The following is a 17,102-nucleotide window of genomic DNA, read 5'->3' as shown; positions in this document are numbered from 1 at the left end:
CCCCCCAGCGCGTCACCGTTCGCCTTTCCGCCCTTATGGGGATCATGCCTGCCGTCCCGCGCACCGGCATGTGAGAAGGGGCATCCGGGTCATGCCTCCCCCGGCGGAAGCCCACGATCCGGGCGGGGCCGGTCTCGGTGCGTGCCGGCTCGTGCGAGGATCGGAACGTCACAGAGGACAACGGAAGGCAGATCGTGGCTGAGCAGCTGTACGCCACCCTGAAGACCAACCAAGGCGACATCGTGGTGCGGCTCCTGCCCAACCACGCGCCCGAGACGGTCAAGAACTTCGTCGAGCTCGCCGAGGGCCAGCGCGAGTGGGTCCACCCGGCGACCGGTAAGCGCTCCACCGACCGGCTGTATGACGGCACGGTCTTCCACCGGGTCATCCCCGGATTCATGGTCCAGGGCGGCGACCCGCTGGGGAACGGCACCGGTGGCCCCGGCTACCAGTTCAAGGACGAGTTCCACCCGGACCTCCAGTTCGACCGTCCGTACCTGCTGGCCATGGCCAACGCGGGTCCGGGCACCAACGGATCGCAGTTCTTCATCACGGTCGAGCCCACGGCCTGGCTGAACCGCAAGCACACCATCTTCGGTGAGGTCGCGGACGACGCCAGCAAGAAGGTCGTGGACCTGATCGCGGGCACCCAGACCAACCCGCGCACCGACCGTCCCGTGCAGGACATGGTCATCGAGTCGGTCGTCGTCGAGACGCGCTGACGCCCCGGGCGGCGCCCGGGAACAAACGGCCCCGTCCGTCCGTCATGGAAGGGCGGGGCCGTCCGTCCGGCCCCCGCATGCCTTCGGACGAGTTGGATGGAGGGGAGAACCCCCATGGACCAGGTGCCAGGCGGGCCGCAGGGCACACGGGACGCCGAGAATCCCGTGCGGTGCTACCGGCACCCGGAGCGGGAGACCGGCATCCGCTGCACGCGCTGTGAGCGGCCGATATGCACGGACTGCATGATCAGCGCCTCGGTGGGCTTCCAGTGCCCCGAGTGCGTGCGCCAGGGCTCGGGCACCGGGCACGGCCCCACCGCCAACCAGCCCCGCACCCTCGCGGGGGCGCCCCTCGTCCGGGACCCCCGGTTGGTCACCAAGATCCTCCTGGCGATCAACGTCCTCGTCTTCATCGCGATCCAGACCAATGAGCGTCTGGTCACCGATCTGTTCCTGATCGGTGCCTGGCCGGCGCCGCACTTCGCCGTCGAGGGCGTGGCGGACGGCCAGTGGTACCGGCTGGTGACCTCGATGTTCGCGCATTCCGAGGTCTGGCACATCGCCTTCAACATGCTCAGCCTCTGGTGGCTCGGCGGCCCGCTGGAAGCGGCCTTCGGCCGGGCGCGGTACCTCGCGCTGTATCTGATCTCGGGTCTCGCGGGTGGAGCGCTGACCTACGTGCTGGTCGACCCCACCCATGCCTCGCTGGGCGCCTCGGGTGCGATCTACGGGCTGTTCGGGGCCACGGCGGTGCTGGTCAAGCGTCTGAACTACGACCTCCGTCCGGTGCTCGCGCTGCTGGCGATCAACCTGATCTTCACCTTCACCATGTCCGGCATCGCCTGGCAGGCGCACGTGGGCGGTCTGATCGCGGGGGTGGCCATCGCCTACGGCATGGTGCACGCCCCCCGCGAACGGCGCTCGCTGGTGCAGTGGGGAACCTGTGCGGCCGTGCTGCTGGTGGCCGTGGTGGCCGTGGTGGTGCGGACGGCGACGCTCGTCTGACCCCGAGCACCGCGGAGGTTGTCCACAGTGCGTGGCGGATCTTGTGCAGGTGGTGGGGAACACCTGTGCCCTTGAGGGGGAGCTGGGTTTTCCCAGACGGGGCAAGGGGCGAACCTGTTTTCGGATCGCCGATCGGTCAGTCACATCGGCGTCAACGTCCCATGGGTTATCCACAGATCGTCTGACCTTTTCCCCACTGTGGACAGAGTTGTGGATAACTCGACGCCCGGTACCCCGGCCCGGCAGCCCGAAGGGCCCCGCGGGCCCTGGGGGCCGGGGGGCCGAGCAGGAATCCTAGGCGCGGATCACTTCCACTGGGTGGAGACGCCGAAGCCCACCGCGATGAAGCCGAAGCCGACCAGGATGTTCCAGTTGTTCAGGGCGTCGATCGGGAGCGAGCCGTCCGTCACGTAGAAGACGACGATCCAGGCGATGCCGACGAAGAACATCGCCAGCATCAGCGGGGCGATCCAGCTGCGGTTGGTCAGCTTGATCGCGGTGGGCTTCGCCGTGGGGGGCGTGTAGTCGGCCTTCTTGCGGATACGTGACTTCGGCACGAGGGACTCTCCTGTCGATGCGCTGCGTGGCCGCGCGGGACGGTGGACGGGCTCCGAGGAGCGGGCAAGCGGAGCTGGGGGAGTCGCTTCCCCCGGGCGTCCGTTAGCGTAGTGCTTCCTCGGCGCGGTAAGGAGCAAGGGTACGTTGAGCAATTCTGCCGACTCCCCCGGTGTGCGCACCACCCCCGCCCCGCCGCGGCGCTGGCGCCCGGCGCGCGCACTCACCGCCGCGGTCTTCGCCCTGGCCGGTCTCCTCTTCGTGACCAGCTTCAACACCGCCAAGGGCACCAACATCCGCACCGACGCCTCCCTGCTGAAGCTCTCCGACCTGATCGAGGAACGCAGTCACCGCAACGGCGAGCTGGAGGGGGGCCTCCGCGTCCTCCGCGAGGACGTGGCGGGCCTGGCCGAGCAGGGGCGCGACGGTGCCGCCCCGGACTCCCGGCTGGAGGCGCTGGAGGACCAGGCGGGCACCCGGGAACTGCGGGGCTCGGCCCTCACGGTCACCCTGAACGACGCCCCGCCGGACGCCCGCCCCAAGCTGCCCGGCTACCCCGAGCCCCAGCCCGACGACCTGGTCATCCACCAGCAGGACCTTCAGGCCGTGGTGAACGCGCTCTGGCAGGGCGGGGCCCGGGGCATCCGGGTCATGGACCAGCGGCTGATCTCCACCAGCGCGGTGCGCTGCGTGGGCAACACCCTGATCCTCCAGGGCCGGGTCTACTCGCCCCCGTACAAGATCACCGCAGTCGGGGATACCGCGAAGCTGAAGCGGGCCCTCACCGCCGCACCCGCGATCCAGAACTACATGCTGTACGTCAACGCCTACGGACTGGGGTGGAAGGTCGACGAGGAGGGAACGGTGACCCTCCCCGGCTACGCCGGCGCCGTCGACCTCCACCAGGCCGAACCGCTCCGCTGAGTCCCCGTGACGCATCTCCCACCAGGTGTTTCACGGGGAACATTCCCGACAGCCCCGGCGGCCGAACGGGGCAAGCCGGTCGCTTTCCCCGCCGCGGCGATCCCCGGGACAGGGCTCGGCCCTGCCCGGTGAGGGGGTTTGCCCACCAACCCCCGCTGTTCCCGGCCCCGTCCCCGTACTCTGGTGGGCGCACTAGCAACACCGACGGTGAGTAGGGACGGCATGTACGGCTGGATCTGGCGACATCTGCCGGGCAATGCGTGGGTGAAGGCGATCCTCTCGCTGATCCTCGTGCTCGCGGTCGTCTACGTGCTCTTCCAGTACGTGTTCCCCTGGGCCGAACCCCTGCTCCCCTTCAACGACGTCACCGTCGACGAGGGAAGGGCCCAGTGAGCGCGCGGATTCTGGTAGTCGACAACTACGACAGCTTCGTCTTCAACCTCGTGCAGTACCTCTACCAACTCGGTGCCGAGTGCGAGGTGCTCCGCAACGACGAGGTCTCCCCCGCGCACGCGCAGGACGGGTTCGACGGGGTGCTGCTGTCCCCGGGGCCCGGTGCGCCGGAGCAGGCCGGGGTCTGCATCGAGATGGTCCGGCACTGCGCCGAGACCGGGGTGCCCGTCTTCGGGGTCTGCCTCGGGATGCAGTCGATGGCCGTCGCCTACGGCGGGGTCGTCGGCCGCGCCCCGGAGCTGCTGCACGGCAAGACCTCGCTGGTGGAGCACGGCGGGCGGGGGGTCTTCGCGGGACTGCCCTCGCCGTTCACCGCGACCCGCTACCACTCGCTGGCCGCCGAGCCCGCGACCGTCCCGGACGAACTGGAGGTCACGGCACGGACCCACGACGGGATCGTGATGGGCCTGCGCCACCGGGAGCTTCCCGTCGAGGGCGTGCAGTTCCACCCCGAGTCCGTGCTCACGGAGCACGGCCACCGGATGCTCGCCAACTGGCTCGTGGAGTGCGGGTACGGCGACGCGGTGGCCAGATCGGCGGGGCTCGCCCCCGTGGTGGGCAGGGCCTCCGCGTGACAGCGGTCCGGCCCGAGCGGGACTCGGGACCGGTGGACCCGGGCGGCCGGCCCACCGCTCCGTACGGGGACCCCGGCCACGGGCAGTTCTCGTACGAGGCCCCGCAGGGCGCACCGGAGCCCGCCGCTCCGTGGGGCGCCGCGGACGGGTTCGAGGCGGCCGTGCGGGACCTCGCGGATCCGCTGTACGACCCGCTGCCCGAGTCCTCGTTCGGGTACGGCACCACCTACGGAACGGGCGCCCAGAGCCTGCCCGGCGAGTGGTACGACCCCCAGGGCTACGCCCGGGACTGGGGCGGGACGCCCGGTCCGGAGCCCGCACCGTACGACCCCGTTCCCGGGGGCGCGGGGTGGCCCGCCGCCCCCGCGCCCCCGTACCCGGGCCAGTACCCCCTCGACGGCCAGCCGTACGGGGTGCAGCATCCCGGCGGGCCCCACGGCGTCGCGCCCACCGCGTACGCGCCGTCCCCCGTTCCCGTGGACACCCCGCCCCCACAGCCCTACGCGCCCCATCCGCCCCTCGGAGACCATCCGGGTGCCGGAACACCTCCGCACGGCTCCGCGGCGGCGTACGGGCCGTCCAGCGGCCTCGTCGAGCCTGCGGCCGACGCCTACGAGCGCTACACCGGCGGAGACGCCCGCCCCGCGGCCGGCGACCGCCACGGGCGCGAGGACGACCACGGGGCCTACGACGACCACGAGGACGCGTACGACGAGGACGACGAGGACGGTGACGAGGGCGCGGCGCCGCTGAGCCGGGCGGAGGCGCGGCGGGCGGCCCGGGCGCGCAAGCCCACCGTGGGGGTGATCGTCAGCCGGGGGCTGGGCGAACTCTTCATCACCGTCGGCGTGCTGATGCTGCTCTTCGTCACGTACCAGCTGTGGTGGACCAACGTCCGGGCGCAGGCGCAGGCGAACGGGGCCGCCGACCGGATCCAGGAGGACTGGGCCAAGGGCGAGCGGGCCCCCGGTTCCTTCGAGCCGGGGCAGGGCTTCGCCCTGATGCACATCCCCACCCTGGACGTGGTGGTCCCGGTGGCCGAGGGCATCGACAAGGACAAGGTCCTCGACCGGGGGATGGTCGGCCACTACGCCGAGGGCAGCCTGAAGACCGCGATGCCGCAGGACAAGGTGGGCAACTTCGCGGTCGCGGGCCACCGCAACACCCACGGCGAGCCGTTCCGCTACATCAACCGTCTCAAGCCGGGCGACCCGATCGTGGTCGAGACGCAGGACACCTACTTCGTCTACAAGATGGCCAGCATCCTGCCCCAGACCCCGCCGAGCAACGTCGCGGTGCTCGACCCCGTCCCGCCCGGGTCCGGCTTCACCGAACCCGGCCGCTACGTCACGCTGACCACCTGCACCCCCGAGTTCACCAGCAAGTACCGGCTGATCGTGTGGGGCAAGATGGCCGAGGAACGGCCGCGTTCCCAGGGGAAACCGGACGCGCTCGTCGACTGAGCCACCCGGACGGCACGCACGGACAGACAGGGCACGATGCAGTGGTAGCGAGGAGAGGGCCGCGGGAGCGGTCCGAGGGGGACGCCCGGGAGCAGCGGGCGTCGGCGCCGCGGGCGCGGGGGAGGGCGGCCGCGGCGGTCAGCGTCTTCGGCGAACTCCTGATCACGGCCGGGCTGGTGCTCGCCCTGTTCGTCGTGTACTCGCTGTGGTGGACCAACGTCGTCGCCGACCGGAAGGCCGACGAACAGGGTGACCGGGTCCGGGACACCTGGGCCGGGGACGGCGGCGGCCCGAAGGGGCCGGGGGCCCTGGACACCAAGGACGGCATCGGCTTCCTGCACGTCCCGACGATGAACGGGCGGGAGGAGATCCTGGTCAAGAAGGGCACCGCGACGGACCTCCTCAACGACGGGGTCGCGGGCTACTACACCAAGCCGGTCAGGTCGGCCCTGCCGCAGGACGGCGAGGGGAACTTCTCGCTCGCCGCGCACCGGGACGGGCACGGGGCCAAGTTCCACGACATCGACAGGATCGAGAAGGGCGACCCGATCGTCTTCGAGTCCCAGGACACCTGGTACGTGTACGAGGTGTACGCGATGCTGCCGAGCACCTCGAAGTACAACGTGGACGTCCTCGACCCGGTGCCCCGTGAGTCCGGCGCCAAGCGGGCCGGGCAGTACATCACCCTCACCACCTGCACGCCCAAGTACACCTCCACCTACCGGTACGTGGTGTGGGGGAAGCTGGTGCGCACCGAGGAGGTCGACGCCGAGCGGACGCCCCCGGCCGAACTGCGCTGACCGGGCCCGCCGGTTCCGGGCGGGACGGGGAACGGAGAAGGGGCCCGGCGGTGCCGGGCCCCTTCCGTCGTGCGCCGCGTCAGTACCGGCGTCCGCCGAACGATCCGCCGAAGAAGCCGATCTCGTCGTTGTCGCCGTCGCCGTCGCCCCCGCCGGGGGTTCCGGAGGGCTGGCCCGGCATGGTCTGCACCGAGACCGCGGTGTTCGCCGGAACCTGGGTGCCGGGCAGCGGGTTGGCCGCCACCACCATGGCGTTGTCGTCCTTGGGGCCGCCGACCCCGCCGAGTTGGAGGCCCGCGGCGGCCAACTCCTGCTTCACCTGGCCGAGCGTCTTGTTCATCACCTGCGGGACCTGCACCTGCTGGGGCTGCTCCTCCTCCTCTTCCTCCTCCTCCGGCGGCGCCTTGGCGATCTGCACGGACACCGTGGAGCCGGGGACGACGGGGGTGCCCGCCGTGGGGGACTGGGCGAGGACCTTGCCGGCTTCCACCTCGGAGGACTCGACCTCCGTGCAGGTGCCGACCAGGTTGTTGTCCTGGAGCTGTTGCTTGGCCGCGTCACAGGTCTGGCCGGCCAGGTCCGGCACGGCCACCCGCTCCCTGGCCTTGGCCACGGTCAGGGTGATGGTCGAGCCCTTCTCGACCTCGGTGCCGGAGCTCGGGTCCTGGTCGAGGACGCTGCCCACGGGCTCCTCGGACTGCTTGAACTCCGTCTCGACCTTGAAGTCGTAGCCCTTCTCCTCCAGGCGGTCGGTCGCCGCTTCGATGTCGTCGCCGATGACGTTGGGCACCGCGACCTTCGGGGCGCCCGTCGACACGGTCAGGGTGATGACCTCGTTCTCGTCGACCTCGGTGCCCGGGGCGGGGTCCTGCGCGCAGACGTTGTCCTTCGGCTGGTCCTCGCACGGCTTGCGGGTCACGGTCGACTTGAGCCGGGCGTTGTCCACCCGCTCCTCGGCGACCGACAGCTTCTCGCCCACCAGGTTCGGCACCTTGATCGGGTCGGCCTCGGTGTCCGAGGAGAGCCACTTGCCGATCAGGATGGCGCCCACCAGCACCAGGACGCCGGCCACGGCCAGCAGCACCGTGGAGGCGCCGTTCTTCTTCTGCCGGCGGCGGCCCGGCCGGTCGTCGTAGTCGTAGCCGTCCCCGCCCGCGGGGACCGGGGGCAGCATCGTGGTCGGTGCGGCGTTGTCCTGGGGCCGCAGCGCGGTGGTCGCCTGCTCGTCGCCGTAGCCGCCCGGGTAGCCCCCGCCGTAGCCGACCGCGCCCATGGCCGCGGTCGCCGCGACCGGCTGGCCGTCCAGGCACGCCTCGATGTCGGCGCGCATCTCGTCGGCCGACTGGTAGCGGTAGTCGGGGTCCTTGACCAGTGCCTTCAGGACGATCGCGTCCATCTCCGGGGTGATCTCCGGATCGAAGACGCTCGGCGGCTGGGCCTCCTCGCGCACGTGCTGGTAGGCCACCGCCACCGGGGAGTCCCCGATGAACGGCGGACGCACCGTCAGCAGTTCGTACAGCAGGCAGCCGGTGGAGTACAGGTCGGAGCGGGCGTCGACGGTCTCGCCCTTGGCCTGCTCCGGGGAGAGGTACTGGGCGGTGCCGATGACCGCGGAGGTCTGCGTCATCGTCATGCCGGCGTCACCCATCGCACGGGCGATGCCGAAGTCCATCACCTTGACCTGCCCGGTGCGCGTCAGCATGACGTTCGCGGGCTTGATGTCGCGGTGGACGATGTTGTTGCGGTGCGAGTACTCCAGGGCCTGGAGGATGCCGATGGTCATCTCCATCGACCGCTCCGGCAGCAGCTTGCGGCCCGAGTGCAGCAACTCCCGCAGGGTGGAACCGTCGACGTACTCCATCACGATGTACGGGATGGAGATGCCGTCGATGTAGTCCTCGCCGGTGTCGTAGACCGCGACGATCGCCGGATGGTTGAGCGAGGCGGCGGACTGGGCCTCCCGGCGGAACCGGGCCTGGAACGACGGATCGCGGGCCAGGTCGGCCCGCAGCGTCTTCACGGCGACGGTGCGGCCGAGCCGGGTGTCGTGCGCGAGGTGCACCTCGGCCATGCCACCGCGGCCGAGCACCTGGCCCAGCTCGTACCGGCCGCCGAGGCGACGCGGCTCTTCCATAGCTATTCCAGCCCTCTCCGTCGGTCCCGACCGTACCGTCGTCGTACGGTCCGGCGGTGTGCTGTCCGGGGTTCACCGTACCCGGATCGTCCTACCTGCCCCGGCCGTGTACGTCACCCGATACAGGACCGGTATCGCAACGTGCACCGATGTGAAAGGAACGTGACCGGGGTCACTTCTTGCTGTTGATGACCGCCTGCATCACGGACTTGGCGATCGGGGCGGCCAGTCCGCCACCGGAGATGTCGCCCCGGCTGGCCTGGCTGTCCTCCACGACCACCGCGACGGCGACCGGCGTACCGGAGTCCGTCTTGGCGTAGGAGATGAACCACGCGTACGGCTTCTCGCTGTTGTCGACGCCGTGCTGCGCGGTGCCCGTCTTGCCGCCCACCTTCACGCCGTTGATCTGCGCGTTGCGGCCGGTGCCCTCGTCGACGACGGTCTCCATCATGGACTGGAGCTTCTGGGCGTTCTCCTCGGAGAGCGGGCGGCTGAGCTCGCTGGGGGAGTGCTTCTCGATCACGTCGAGGTTGGGCGCCTGGAGTTCGTCCACCATGTAGGGCTGCATCAGCTTGCCGTCGTTGGCGACCGCGGCGGCCACCATCGCCATCTGGAGCGGGGTCGCCGCCGTCTCGAACTGGCCGATCGAGCTGAGCGCGGTCTGCGGGCGGTCCATCTCCTTCGGCCACACCGAGGCCGAGGAGCGGACCGGGACGAACTGCTCGGAGTTGAAGCCGAACTTCTCCGCCGTCTCCCGCATCTTGTCCTTGCCGAGGTCGGAGCCGGCCTTGCCGAAGACGGTGTTGCAGGAGACCTTCAGCGCCTCCCGCAGGGTGGCGTCCTTGCAGGGCAGTGGACCGTCGTTCTCCAGCGGACGGGTGGTGTCCGGCATGGTCCACGGCAGCGGGGTGTCGGTCTTGGCGTCCGGGTCGTCGACCAGCCCGTGCTCCAGCGCGGCGGCGGCGGTGACCACCTTGAAGGTCGAGCCGGGCGGGTAGGTCTGGCGCAGCGCCCGGTTCAGCATCGGCTCGTCGGGGTCGTTGGCCTTCTGGAGCTTCTCCCAGGCGGGGGTGTCCGTCTTGGTGGAGTTGCCCGCGAAGCTCGACGGGTCGTAGGACGGGGTCGAGGCCAGCGCCAGGACCGCGCCGGTCGTCGGGTCTATCGCGGCGACCGCGCCCTTCTTGTCGCCGAGCCCCTCGAACGCGGCCTTCTGGGCGGCGCCGTTGAGGGTGGTGACGACGTTGCCGCCCTCCTTCTTCTCCCCCGTCAGCATGTCCAGGGTGCGGCGGAAGAACAGCCGGTCGTCGTTGCCGGTGAGGATGCCGTCCTCGATGGACTCCAACTGCGTCGCCCCGAACGCCTGCGAGGCGTAGCCGGTGACCGGCGCCCACATCGGACCGTTCTTGTAGGTCCGCTTGTAGGCGTAGTCGCTGCCGTTGGTCTTGGTGGACCCGGTGATCGACTTGCCGTCGACGATGATGTCGCCGCGCGGCTGGGCGTACCGCTCGATGGAGATGCGGCGGTTCTTGGAGTTCTCCTGGAGGTCGGTGGCGCGGACGTACTGGAGCCAGTTGTCGCGGATGAGCAGGGTGAGGATCAGCAGGCCGCAGAAGATCGCGATCCGGCGCACGGGCTTGTTCACGGGCGGACCACCTGGGTCATCTCGGCATCGGGGTTCGAAGCGGGCGCGGGCGCGGGGCGGCGGGCCGTGTCGCTGATGCGGATCAGGATGCCGATCAGCGCCCAGTTGGCGATCACGGAGGAACCGCCGTTGGCGAGGAACGGCATCGTCATGCCGGTCAGCGGGATGAGGCCCATCACGCCGCCGGCGACCACGAAGACCTGGAGCGCGAAGGCCCCGGACAGACCGACCGACAGCAGCTTGCCGAAGGGGTCGCGGGCGGCCAGCGCGGTGCGCAGGCCCCGCTCGATGATCAGCCCGTAGATCAGCAGGATCGCCATGGCGCCCGCGAGCCCGAGCTCCTCGCCGAAGGTGGCGAAGATGAAGTCCGAGTTGGCGGCGAAGCCGATCAGGTCGGAATCGCCCTGGCCGAGCCCGGTGCCGAGGACCCCGCCGGAGCCGAAGGACATCACGGACTGGGCGATCTGGGTGCAGGCGCCGGAGGCGTCGTAGCAGCCGAAGGGGTCCAGCCAGGCGTCCACCCGGGACTGCACGTGGCCGGCGAAGGACGCCACGCCGACCGCGCCGGCCGCGGACATGCCGAGGCCGATCACGATCCAGCTGGTGCGCTCGGTGGCCACGTACAGCATGATCACGAACATGCCGAAGAACAGCAGCGAGGTGCCCAGGTCGTTCTCGAAGATCAGCACCAGCAGGCTGACCGCCCAGATGGTGAGGATGGGCCCGAGGTCACGGCCGCGCGGCAGGTACAGCCCCATGAAGCGGCGGCTGGCCAGCGCCAGCGCATCGCGCTTCACCATCAGGTAGCCGGAGAAGAACACCGCGATCACGATCTTCGCGAACTCGCCCGGCTGGATGGAGAACCCGGCGACGCTGATCCAGATCTTGGCGCCGAACACGTCCCGGCCCAGCCCCGGCACCAGCGGCAGCAGCAGCAGCACCAGGGCCGCGGCCATCGAGATGTAGGTGTACCGCTGGAGGATCCGGTGGTCCTTCAGCAGCAGCAGCACCGCGACGAACAGGGCGATGCCGATCGCCGAGTACAGCAGCTGGCGCGGGGCCGCCGCGACGAACGCGTTGCCCTGCCCCTCGGCCAGGGCGTGCAGCCGGGGCGACTGGTCCAGCCGCCAGATCACCACCAGCCCCAGCCCGTTCAGCAGGGTCGCCAGCGGCAGCAGCAGCGGGTCCGCGTAGGCCGCGAACTTCCGCACCACCAGGTGGCCCACGCCCGCGAGCAGTCCCAGGCCGATGCCGTAGCCGAGCACGCCGGTGGGCATCTCGCCGTCGATGGCGAGGCCCACGTTGATGTAGGCGAAGACCGGGATGACCACCGCGAAGACCAGCAGGCCCAACTCGGTGTTGCGTCTGCTGGGCGCGCCGATGGCGCCGATGGTGGAGGTGTGCGTCGTCGAATTGCTGCTCATGGTGTGACAGGGCCCCTCACGGCTGCTTACTGCTTACCGCACAGCGAGACCAGCTTCTGCTCCTCGGCGGAGAAGCTGGGGCCGGGTGTGGGTGCGGGCGGGGAGGCGGGCTCGCGGCTCTCGTTCCCCTCGGGCGTCGGCGTGGCCGACGTGGACGTCTGGGGCGTCGGCGTGGGGGCCCGCTTCAGGGACGCCGGCCGTGCCCCGCCGCCGCCCGCGGCGGCACCCGGGGTCGCGGACGCGCCCGGTTGCCCCGGCGCGTCGGAGCCGGTCCCGCCGCCGGTGGTGCCGCCGGCCTCGCCCTCGCCGGGCTTGGCGTTCGCCCGTTCGGCGGCGCGCCGTTCGGCGTCCTTGCGGCAGGCGGACGCCTGGGTCGCCAACTCGTTGATCTTGTCGGTGGCCTGGGCGAGGCCGCCCTCGGCGATCGTCGCCTCCACCTGCTTGCGCTGGTACGGCGGCAGGTACTTGAGTTCGATCTCGGGGTGGTCCTTCTGCACCTTCGACAGGCTCAGCCACGCGAGGTCCTGGCTGATGCCCCGGTAGAGCGCGACGTGCTCGTCCTTGGTGCCGACGTAGTACTGCGTCTGCGTCCAGCGGTGGCCGCCGTACAGCGCGCCGCCGGTGACGGCGAGCGCGAGGACGACGAAGAAGGAGGTCTTCAACCAGCGACGACCACCGCGCTTCTTGGCGAAGTCCTCGTCGTCGTAGGCGCCGTAGCCGTCGTCGGGCGCGTAGGCGTCGCCGCTGCCGGGCGGGCCGAACTCGCCGCCGCGACCGCCGCCCTGGCCCGGCACCTGCCGCCCCAGCCCCGAGGCGCGGCCCGCCGGGGTCTGCATGGCGTTGCCCTCGTGGAGCTGGTGCTGGTTCTCGGCGACCGCGCCGACCACCACGGGGGTGTCGGAGAGGTTGACGGCCAGGGTGTCGTTGCTGTCGATGTCGAGGACGTCGGCGACGATCACGGTGATGTTGTCGGGGCCGCCGCCGCGCAGCGCGAGCTGGATCAGCTCCTGCACGGTCTCCTGGGGGCCCTGGTAGCTGGCGAGGGTCTCCTCCATCGTCTGGTGGGAGACCACTCCGGAGAGTCCGTCCGAGCAGATCAGGTAGCGGTCGCCGGCGCGGACCTCACGGATCGACAGGTCCGGTTCGACGTGGTCGCCGCTGCCCAGCGCACGCATCAGCAGCGAGCGCTGCGGGTGCGTGGTGGCCTCCTCCTCGGTGATCCGGCCCTCGTCCACCAGCCGCTGCACCCAGGTGTGGTCCTGGGTGATCTGGGTCAGGACGCCGTCCCGCAGCAGGTAGGCGCGGGAATCCCCGACGTGCACCAGGCCGAGGCGCTGGCCCGTCCACAGCAGGGCGGTGAGCGTGGTGCCCATGCCTTCCAGCTGCGGGTCCTCCTCGACCATCGACCGGAGCTGGTCGTTGGCGCGCTGCACGGCGGAGCCGAGCGAGGTCAGGATGTCGGAACCGGGCACGTCGTCGTCGAGGGTGACGAGCGTCGAGATCACCTCGGACGAGGCGACCTCGCCGGCGGCCTGGCCGCCCATGCCGTCCGCGATCGCGAGGAGCCGGGGACCGGCGTAGCCGGAGTCCTCGTTGCCCTCGCGGATCATGCCCTTGTGCGATCCGGCGGCGAAGCGCAGTGACAGACTCATGCGCACCTCGCCCGTCGGCTCCGGGTACCTCCGCACCGTGCCCACCCTCCGGTCGGGAACGCACCGGTGTCCGTCGTCGTACGGACCGCTCCGGCGCGTGCGCTCCGCTGGCGCTCATTCATGACGTTGCACTACTTCCGCAGCTCGATGACGGTCTTGCCGATGCGGATCGGCGCGCCCAGCGGAATCGGGGTCGGGGTCGTCAGCCGCGCGCGGTCGAGATAGGTGCCGTTGGTGGACCCGAGGTCCTCCACGATCCACTGTCCGTCCCGGTCGGGATAGATCCTGGCATGGCGGCTGGAGGCGTAGTCGTCGTCGAGGACGATCGTGGAGTCGTGGGCCCGCCCCAGCGTGATCGTCTGCCCCTGGAGGGAGACCGTGGTCCCGGTGAGGCTGCCCTCGGAGACGACCAGCTTGGTGGGGGCGCCGCGGCGCTGGCGACCGCCGCCCTGTTGGCTCCGCTGCGGCGGGGGCGCTGCCTGGCGTCCCCCTTGCTGTGCGCGTCCGCCCTCGCGACGGGCCCCCCGCTGGGTCACCCGGGTGCCGAAGAGGTCACTGCGGATGACCTGGACGGCCACGATCACGAACAGCCACAGTACGGCCAGGAAACCCAGCCGCATGACCGTCAGGGTCAGCTCTGACATTGCCCCCGCTTCACCCTTCGGCTTGCCGGTAAATGATGGTGGTGCTCCCCACGACGATCCGCGAGCCGTCGCGGAGCGTAGCGCGGGTGGTGTGCTGCCCGTCCACCACGATCCCGTTGGTGGACCCGAGGTCCTGGACCGTCGAGGGGGCGCCGGTCCGGATCTCGCAGTGCCGGCGGGACACGCCGGGGTCGTCGATCCGTACGTCGGCGTCGGTGCTGCGGCCCAGCACCAGCGTCGGGCGGGAGATCTGGTGGCGGGTGCCGTTGATCTCGATCCAGTGCCGGGTCTGCGCTCCCGACGGGGCGCCGACCGGTCCGCCGGCCGGCCGGCCGGGCGGCGGGGTGGAGGGCATCGGAGGGGCGCCGGGCGGCTGGTTCGGGTAGCCGTAGCCGCCGCCGGGCCGCCCGCCGGGGGCGGGCGCGCCGCCCGGGCCCGGGCCCTGCCCCGCCTGCGAGGTGCTGGAGGCGAGGGTGCGGCTGCGCACCCGGTACAGACCGGTGTCGAGGTCCTCGGCCTTCTCCAGGTGGACCTTGATCGGTCCCATGAACGTGTACCGCTGCTGCTTGGCGTAGTCGCGGACCATTCCGGAGAGTTCGTCGCCGAGCTGACCCGAGTAGGGGCTCAGGCGCTCGAAGTCCGGGGCGCTCAGTTCCACGATGAAGTCATTGGGGACGACGGTGCGGTCGCGGTTCCAGATCGTGGCGTTGTTGTCGCACTCGCGCTGGAGCGCGCCGGCGATCTCGACCGGCTGGACCTCGGACTTGAAGACCTTGGCGAAGGTGCCGTTGACCAGACCTTCGAGGCGCTGCTCGAACTTCTTCAGGACTCCCACGGGGCACCTCCTTCTCCTTGGCTGCCGTCCTGGTACTGCTTACTGATCGTATCCACGCGCCGGTGAATTGGCTGGTTCCCCCTGTCCCGCCGGCCCCTGAGTGTCGACCTTCACAGGTCGTCCCCCGTGGTGGGGCCGGTGATCCGTCCCCGGGCGGACGGCTGCGCCGGTTCCCTACGAGCCTTCCCCGTCGCGGTGGCCCCATGGCCCCCCTCGACAACGTGTTCCAGGGGGATCGTAGAGGTGCTTCCGGGTCAGTGTCCCGCACTCGGGGAGCGCTCCGGTCCGCATCGGCGGCTCGGGGGCCTCCTGGTGCCGGCTCGGGACGGTACGGGGACGGTCGTGATGGCTCCGTGAAGCCCCGCGGCGTCCTCCGCGGCGTCGGCCGGTGCTCCGGCACACCCCCGTCCCGCCTCCGTCCGCCGCTGTTCGTAGTCGCCCCGCGGTTGCGCGGTCCCGCCCGTCCCGGCGCGCTCGTGCGCGGGGGTCCGGGGGCTCGCCCTCCTCCGCCCTTCCTCCTTCTCCGTGCCCGCTCCCCGCCGCGCCGCCGTCCTCCCGGCCGGCGGCGCGGCGGGCGGTGCGTCCGTGTTGCCTTCCGTAGGAGGAGAACGTCCGGATGCGGTGGTGCGTTCCACCGGCCCCGCTGCGGACGCCGGCTCCCGCCGTCCTCCGGGGCCGGGGCGCGCCGTCGCCGGACGTCCCCGGGCGGCGATCCGGTCGGGTGGCCGGGACCGCTCCGACCTGCGGGGACACCCCGTGCGCGGGGCGGTGCATACGGAGGTGAACGCACCCTCCCCAGCGTGTTAGTCTTCTGCATGTCGGAAGGCGCCGCACCAAGCGGTGAGGGGCTCGAAGGCAACACCCAAGCGCGGGTGGCGGAATAGGCAGACGCGCTGGATTCAGGTTCCAGTGCCCGAAAGGGCGTGGGGGTTCAACTCCCCCCTCGCGCACAAGGAAGCACCTCCGGGTGCTCCGGTGAAACATCGGAACGGCCGGCATCGTGAAGACGATGCCGGCCGTTCTTTTCGTTCCGGGCCGGTTCCGGGTGCGTCGCGACCCTGTGAGGAAGGTCTCAGGGCGCCGGACGGCGCGCCGGTTTCCTCCCCGCCGCCCCGAAAACCGCTTGGCGGGGGCGGGTGCGTTCCGGCTGGATGGCCCCATGACCCCGTGGCACCTGGCCCCCGAAGCCTTCGACACCGCGGACGCCACCGGACTGCGCCGCGACTACTACGACGAGGTCGCCAGCCGCTACCGGCGGCGGCCGGCGACCGCCGCGGAGGTCGACCTGGGCCTCGACGGCGACGGTGCGGAACTCCTCGCGCCGCCCACCGGCCGGTTCGTCGTGGGCCGGGTCGACGGCGCGCCCGCCGCCTGCGGCGGGGTGCTGATGCTGGACCCCGAACGCGCCGAGGTCACCCGCGTCTACCTGCGGCCGGCCTTCCGGGGCACCGGGGGCGCCGGCCTGCTGCTGGCGAGGCTGGAGGAGGAGGCCCGCCGGCTCGGTGCCGTCCGGGCCGTCCTCAACACCCGCCTCGACCTGGTCGAGGCCCGGGCGCTGTACGTCCGCCACGGCTACCGCGAGATCCCGGCGCACCGCACCGGGCCGTACGTGGAGGTCTGCTACGGCAAGGAACTCGGCTCGGGGGAGGGGTGAGCGGCGGCTCCCGTGCGGTCGCGGGCCCGTTGTCAGAGCCCGGTGCGAGGCTGGTCGGGTGGACATCAACGAATTCTGGGGCGTCATCGACGCCGCGCGGTCGGCCACCACGGCGGCGAAGCCGTTCGACGAGGCGCTGGTCGACGAGTTGGCCGGCCGGGGCGCCGAGGACGTCCTCGGCTACCAGGCGCACTTCGACGACCTGCGGCAGGCGGTGTACCGGTGGGACGTGTGGGCCGCCGCGTACCTCGTCGGCGGCGGCTGCTCGGACGACAGCTTCATGGACTTCCGGGCCGGGCTGATAGCGGCGGGCCGGCACTGGTACGAGACGGTGGCGGCCGACCCGGACGCCCTGGCCGACCACCCCGCGGTGGCCGGCGGCGAAGGCGCCCCGAGCGACGCCGACTTCTTCTACGAGGGCGTCAACTACGCGGCGAGCGACGCGTTGAAGCGCATCACCGGCGGGGGGACGGAGTTCCAGGAGCTCTGGCAGCGCTACCGGGCGCAGCGCGAGGCGCCGCTCGTCGTCGTGGACGACATGGGCGAGGAGTTCGACTTCGACGACGACGAGGAGATGGTCCGCCGGCTGCCGCGGCTCGCCGCCCGCTACCTCTGAGGCG

16 protein-coding genes and 1 tRNA gene are annotated in these 17,102 nt (G+C 71.2%); 10 read left to right on the top strand and 7 right to left on the bottom strand.

Annotated features, from left to right (window positions below; translation table 11 throughout):
* Nucleotides 1-194 precede the first annotated feature (194 nt).
* Nucleotides 195-722: a peptidylprolyl isomerase gene (locus ABT092_RS15230; RefSeq protein WP_351243838.1), complete on the top strand. Its 528-nt coding sequence runs from the start codon at nucleotides 195-197 to the stop codon at nucleotides 720-722.
* A 114-nt stretch (nucleotides 723-836) separates the two neighbouring features.
* Complete coding sequence (locus ABT092_RS15225; protein ID WP_351243836.1) at nucleotides 837-1,727, top strand: rhomboid family intramembrane serine protease; 891 nt, start codon at nucleotides 837-839, stop codon at nucleotides 1,725-1,727.
* Nucleotides 1,728-2,032: 305 nt separating this feature from the next.
* Here the strand turns inward: ABT092_RS15225 and crgA are convergent, their stop codons facing one another.
* Entirely contained in the window at nucleotides 2,033-2,284 is a 252-nt protein-coding gene (gene crgA, locus ABT092_RS15220) for a cell division protein CrgA (protein WP_351243834.1), read from the bottom strand.
* A gap of 145 nt (nucleotides 2,285-2,429) precedes the next feature.
* On the opposite strand from crgA, the gene ABT092_RS15215 reads away from it, so the two are divergent.
* From ABT092_RS15215 to ABT092_RS15195, 5 genes are all read left to right on the top strand, one after another.
* A complete protein-coding gene (locus tag ABT092_RS15215; RefSeq protein ID WP_351243832.1) occupies nucleotides 2,430-3,206 on the top strand; it encodes a DUF881 domain-containing protein in 777 nt (258 codons plus the stop codon).
* A gap of 207 nt (nucleotides 3,207-3,413) precedes the next feature.
* Entirely contained in the window at nucleotides 3,414-3,599 is a 186-nt protein-coding gene (locus tag ABT092_RS15210) for a hypothetical protein (protein WP_351243945.1), read from the top strand.
* Nucleotides 3,596-4,234, top strand: a complete 639-nt coding sequence (locus ABT092_RS15205; RefSeq protein ID WP_351243830.1) for an aminodeoxychorismate/anthranilate synthase component II — start codon at nucleotides 3,596-3,598, stop codon at nucleotides 4,232-4,234. Before ABT092_RS15210 ends, ABT092_RS15205 begins: the two co-directional genes overlap by 4 nt.
* Before the next feature lie 248 nt (nucleotides 4,235-4,482).
* Nucleotides 4,483-5,697 (top strand): class E sortase, encoded by a 1,215-nt coding sequence (locus ABT092_RS15200; protein ID WP_502968448.1) that lies wholly within the window; start codon nucleotides 4,483-4,485, stop codon nucleotides 5,695-5,697.
* A gap of 41 nt (nucleotides 5,698-5,738) precedes the next feature.
* Complete coding sequence (locus ABT092_RS15195) at nucleotides 5,739-6,497, top strand: class E sortase (protein ID WP_351243826.1); 759 nt, start codon at nucleotides 5,739-5,741, stop codon at nucleotides 6,495-6,497.
* A 79-nt stretch (nucleotides 6,498-6,576) separates the two neighbouring features.
* On the opposite strand, the gene pknB is transcribed toward ABT092_RS15195, so the two are convergent.
* From pknB to ABT092_RS15165, 6 genes are all read right to left on the bottom strand, one after another.
* Nucleotides 6,577-8,631 carry a Stk1 family PASTA domain-containing Ser/Thr kinase gene (pknB, locus tag ABT092_RS15190; RefSeq protein WP_351243824.1) on the bottom strand — a complete coding sequence of 685 codons (2,055 nt, stop codon included), beginning with the start codon at nucleotides 8,629-8,631 and terminating at the stop codon, nucleotides 6,577-6,579.
* A 172-nt stretch (nucleotides 8,632-8,803) separates the two neighbouring features.
* Entirely contained in the window at nucleotides 8,804-10,273 is a 1,470-nt protein-coding gene (locus ABT092_RS15185) for a peptidoglycan D,D-transpeptidase FtsI family protein (protein WP_351243822.1), read from the bottom strand.
* Nucleotides 10,270-11,697 carry an FtsW/RodA/SpoVE family cell cycle protein gene (locus ABT092_RS15180; protein WP_351243820.1) on the bottom strand — a complete coding sequence of 476 codons (1,428 nt, stop codon included), beginning with the start codon at nucleotides 11,695-11,697 and terminating at the stop codon, nucleotides 10,270-10,272. The genes ABT092_RS15185 and ABT092_RS15180 overlap by 4 nt, the downstream gene beginning before the upstream one ends.
* Before the next feature lie 26 nt (nucleotides 11,698-11,723).
* Nucleotides 11,724-13,349, bottom strand: a complete 1,626-nt coding sequence (locus tag ABT092_RS15175; RefSeq protein WP_351243818.1) for a Stp1/IreP family PP2C-type Ser/Thr phosphatase — start codon at nucleotides 13,347-13,349, stop codon at nucleotides 11,724-11,726.
* Between the two features lie 131 nt (nucleotides 13,350-13,480).
* On the bottom strand, nucleotides 13,481-13,993 hold the full coding sequence (locus tag ABT092_RS15170) for an FHA domain-containing protein FhaB/FipA (protein WP_351243816.1): 513 nt from the start codon (nucleotides 13,991-13,993) through the stop codon (nucleotides 13,481-13,483).
* Between the two features lie 10 nt (nucleotides 13,994-14,003).
* A complete protein-coding gene (locus tag ABT092_RS15165; RefSeq protein WP_351243814.1) occupies nucleotides 14,004-14,828 on the bottom strand; it encodes an FHA domain-containing protein in 825 nt (274 codons plus the stop codon).
* Between the two features lie 866 nt (nucleotides 14,829-15,694).
* On the opposite strand from ABT092_RS15165, the gene ABT092_RS15160 reads away from it, so the two are divergent.
* The 3 genes from ABT092_RS15160 (at nucleotide 15,695) to ABT092_RS15150 (ending at nucleotide 17,098) form a co-directional block, all read left to right on the top strand.
* Nucleotides 15,695-15,778, top strand: a tRNA-Leu gene (locus ABT092_RS15160).
* Between the two features lie 209 nt (nucleotides 15,779-15,987).
* The gene (locus ABT092_RS15155; protein WP_351243812.1) at nucleotides 15,988-16,482 is read left to right on the top strand and encodes a GNAT family N-acetyltransferase; all 495 of its coding nucleotides are present in this window, start codon (nucleotides 15,988-15,990) and stop codon (nucleotides 16,480-16,482) included.
* A 58-nt stretch (nucleotides 16,483-16,540) separates the two neighbouring features.
* A complete protein-coding gene (locus ABT092_RS15150; protein WP_351243810.1) occupies nucleotides 16,541-17,098 on the top strand; it encodes a DUF4240 domain-containing protein in 558 nt (185 codons plus the stop codon).
* Nucleotides 17,099-17,102 lie beyond the last annotated feature (4 nt).

The sequence above is a fragment of the Streptomyces sp. NPDC002490 genome, from assembly GCF_040296045.1.
GTDB lineage: Bacteria > Actinomycetota > Actinomycetes > Streptomycetales > Streptomycetaceae > Streptomyces.
The sequence above is the reverse complement of the archived record's forward strand: the minus strand, read 5'-3'. Positions and strand labels throughout refer to the sequence as shown.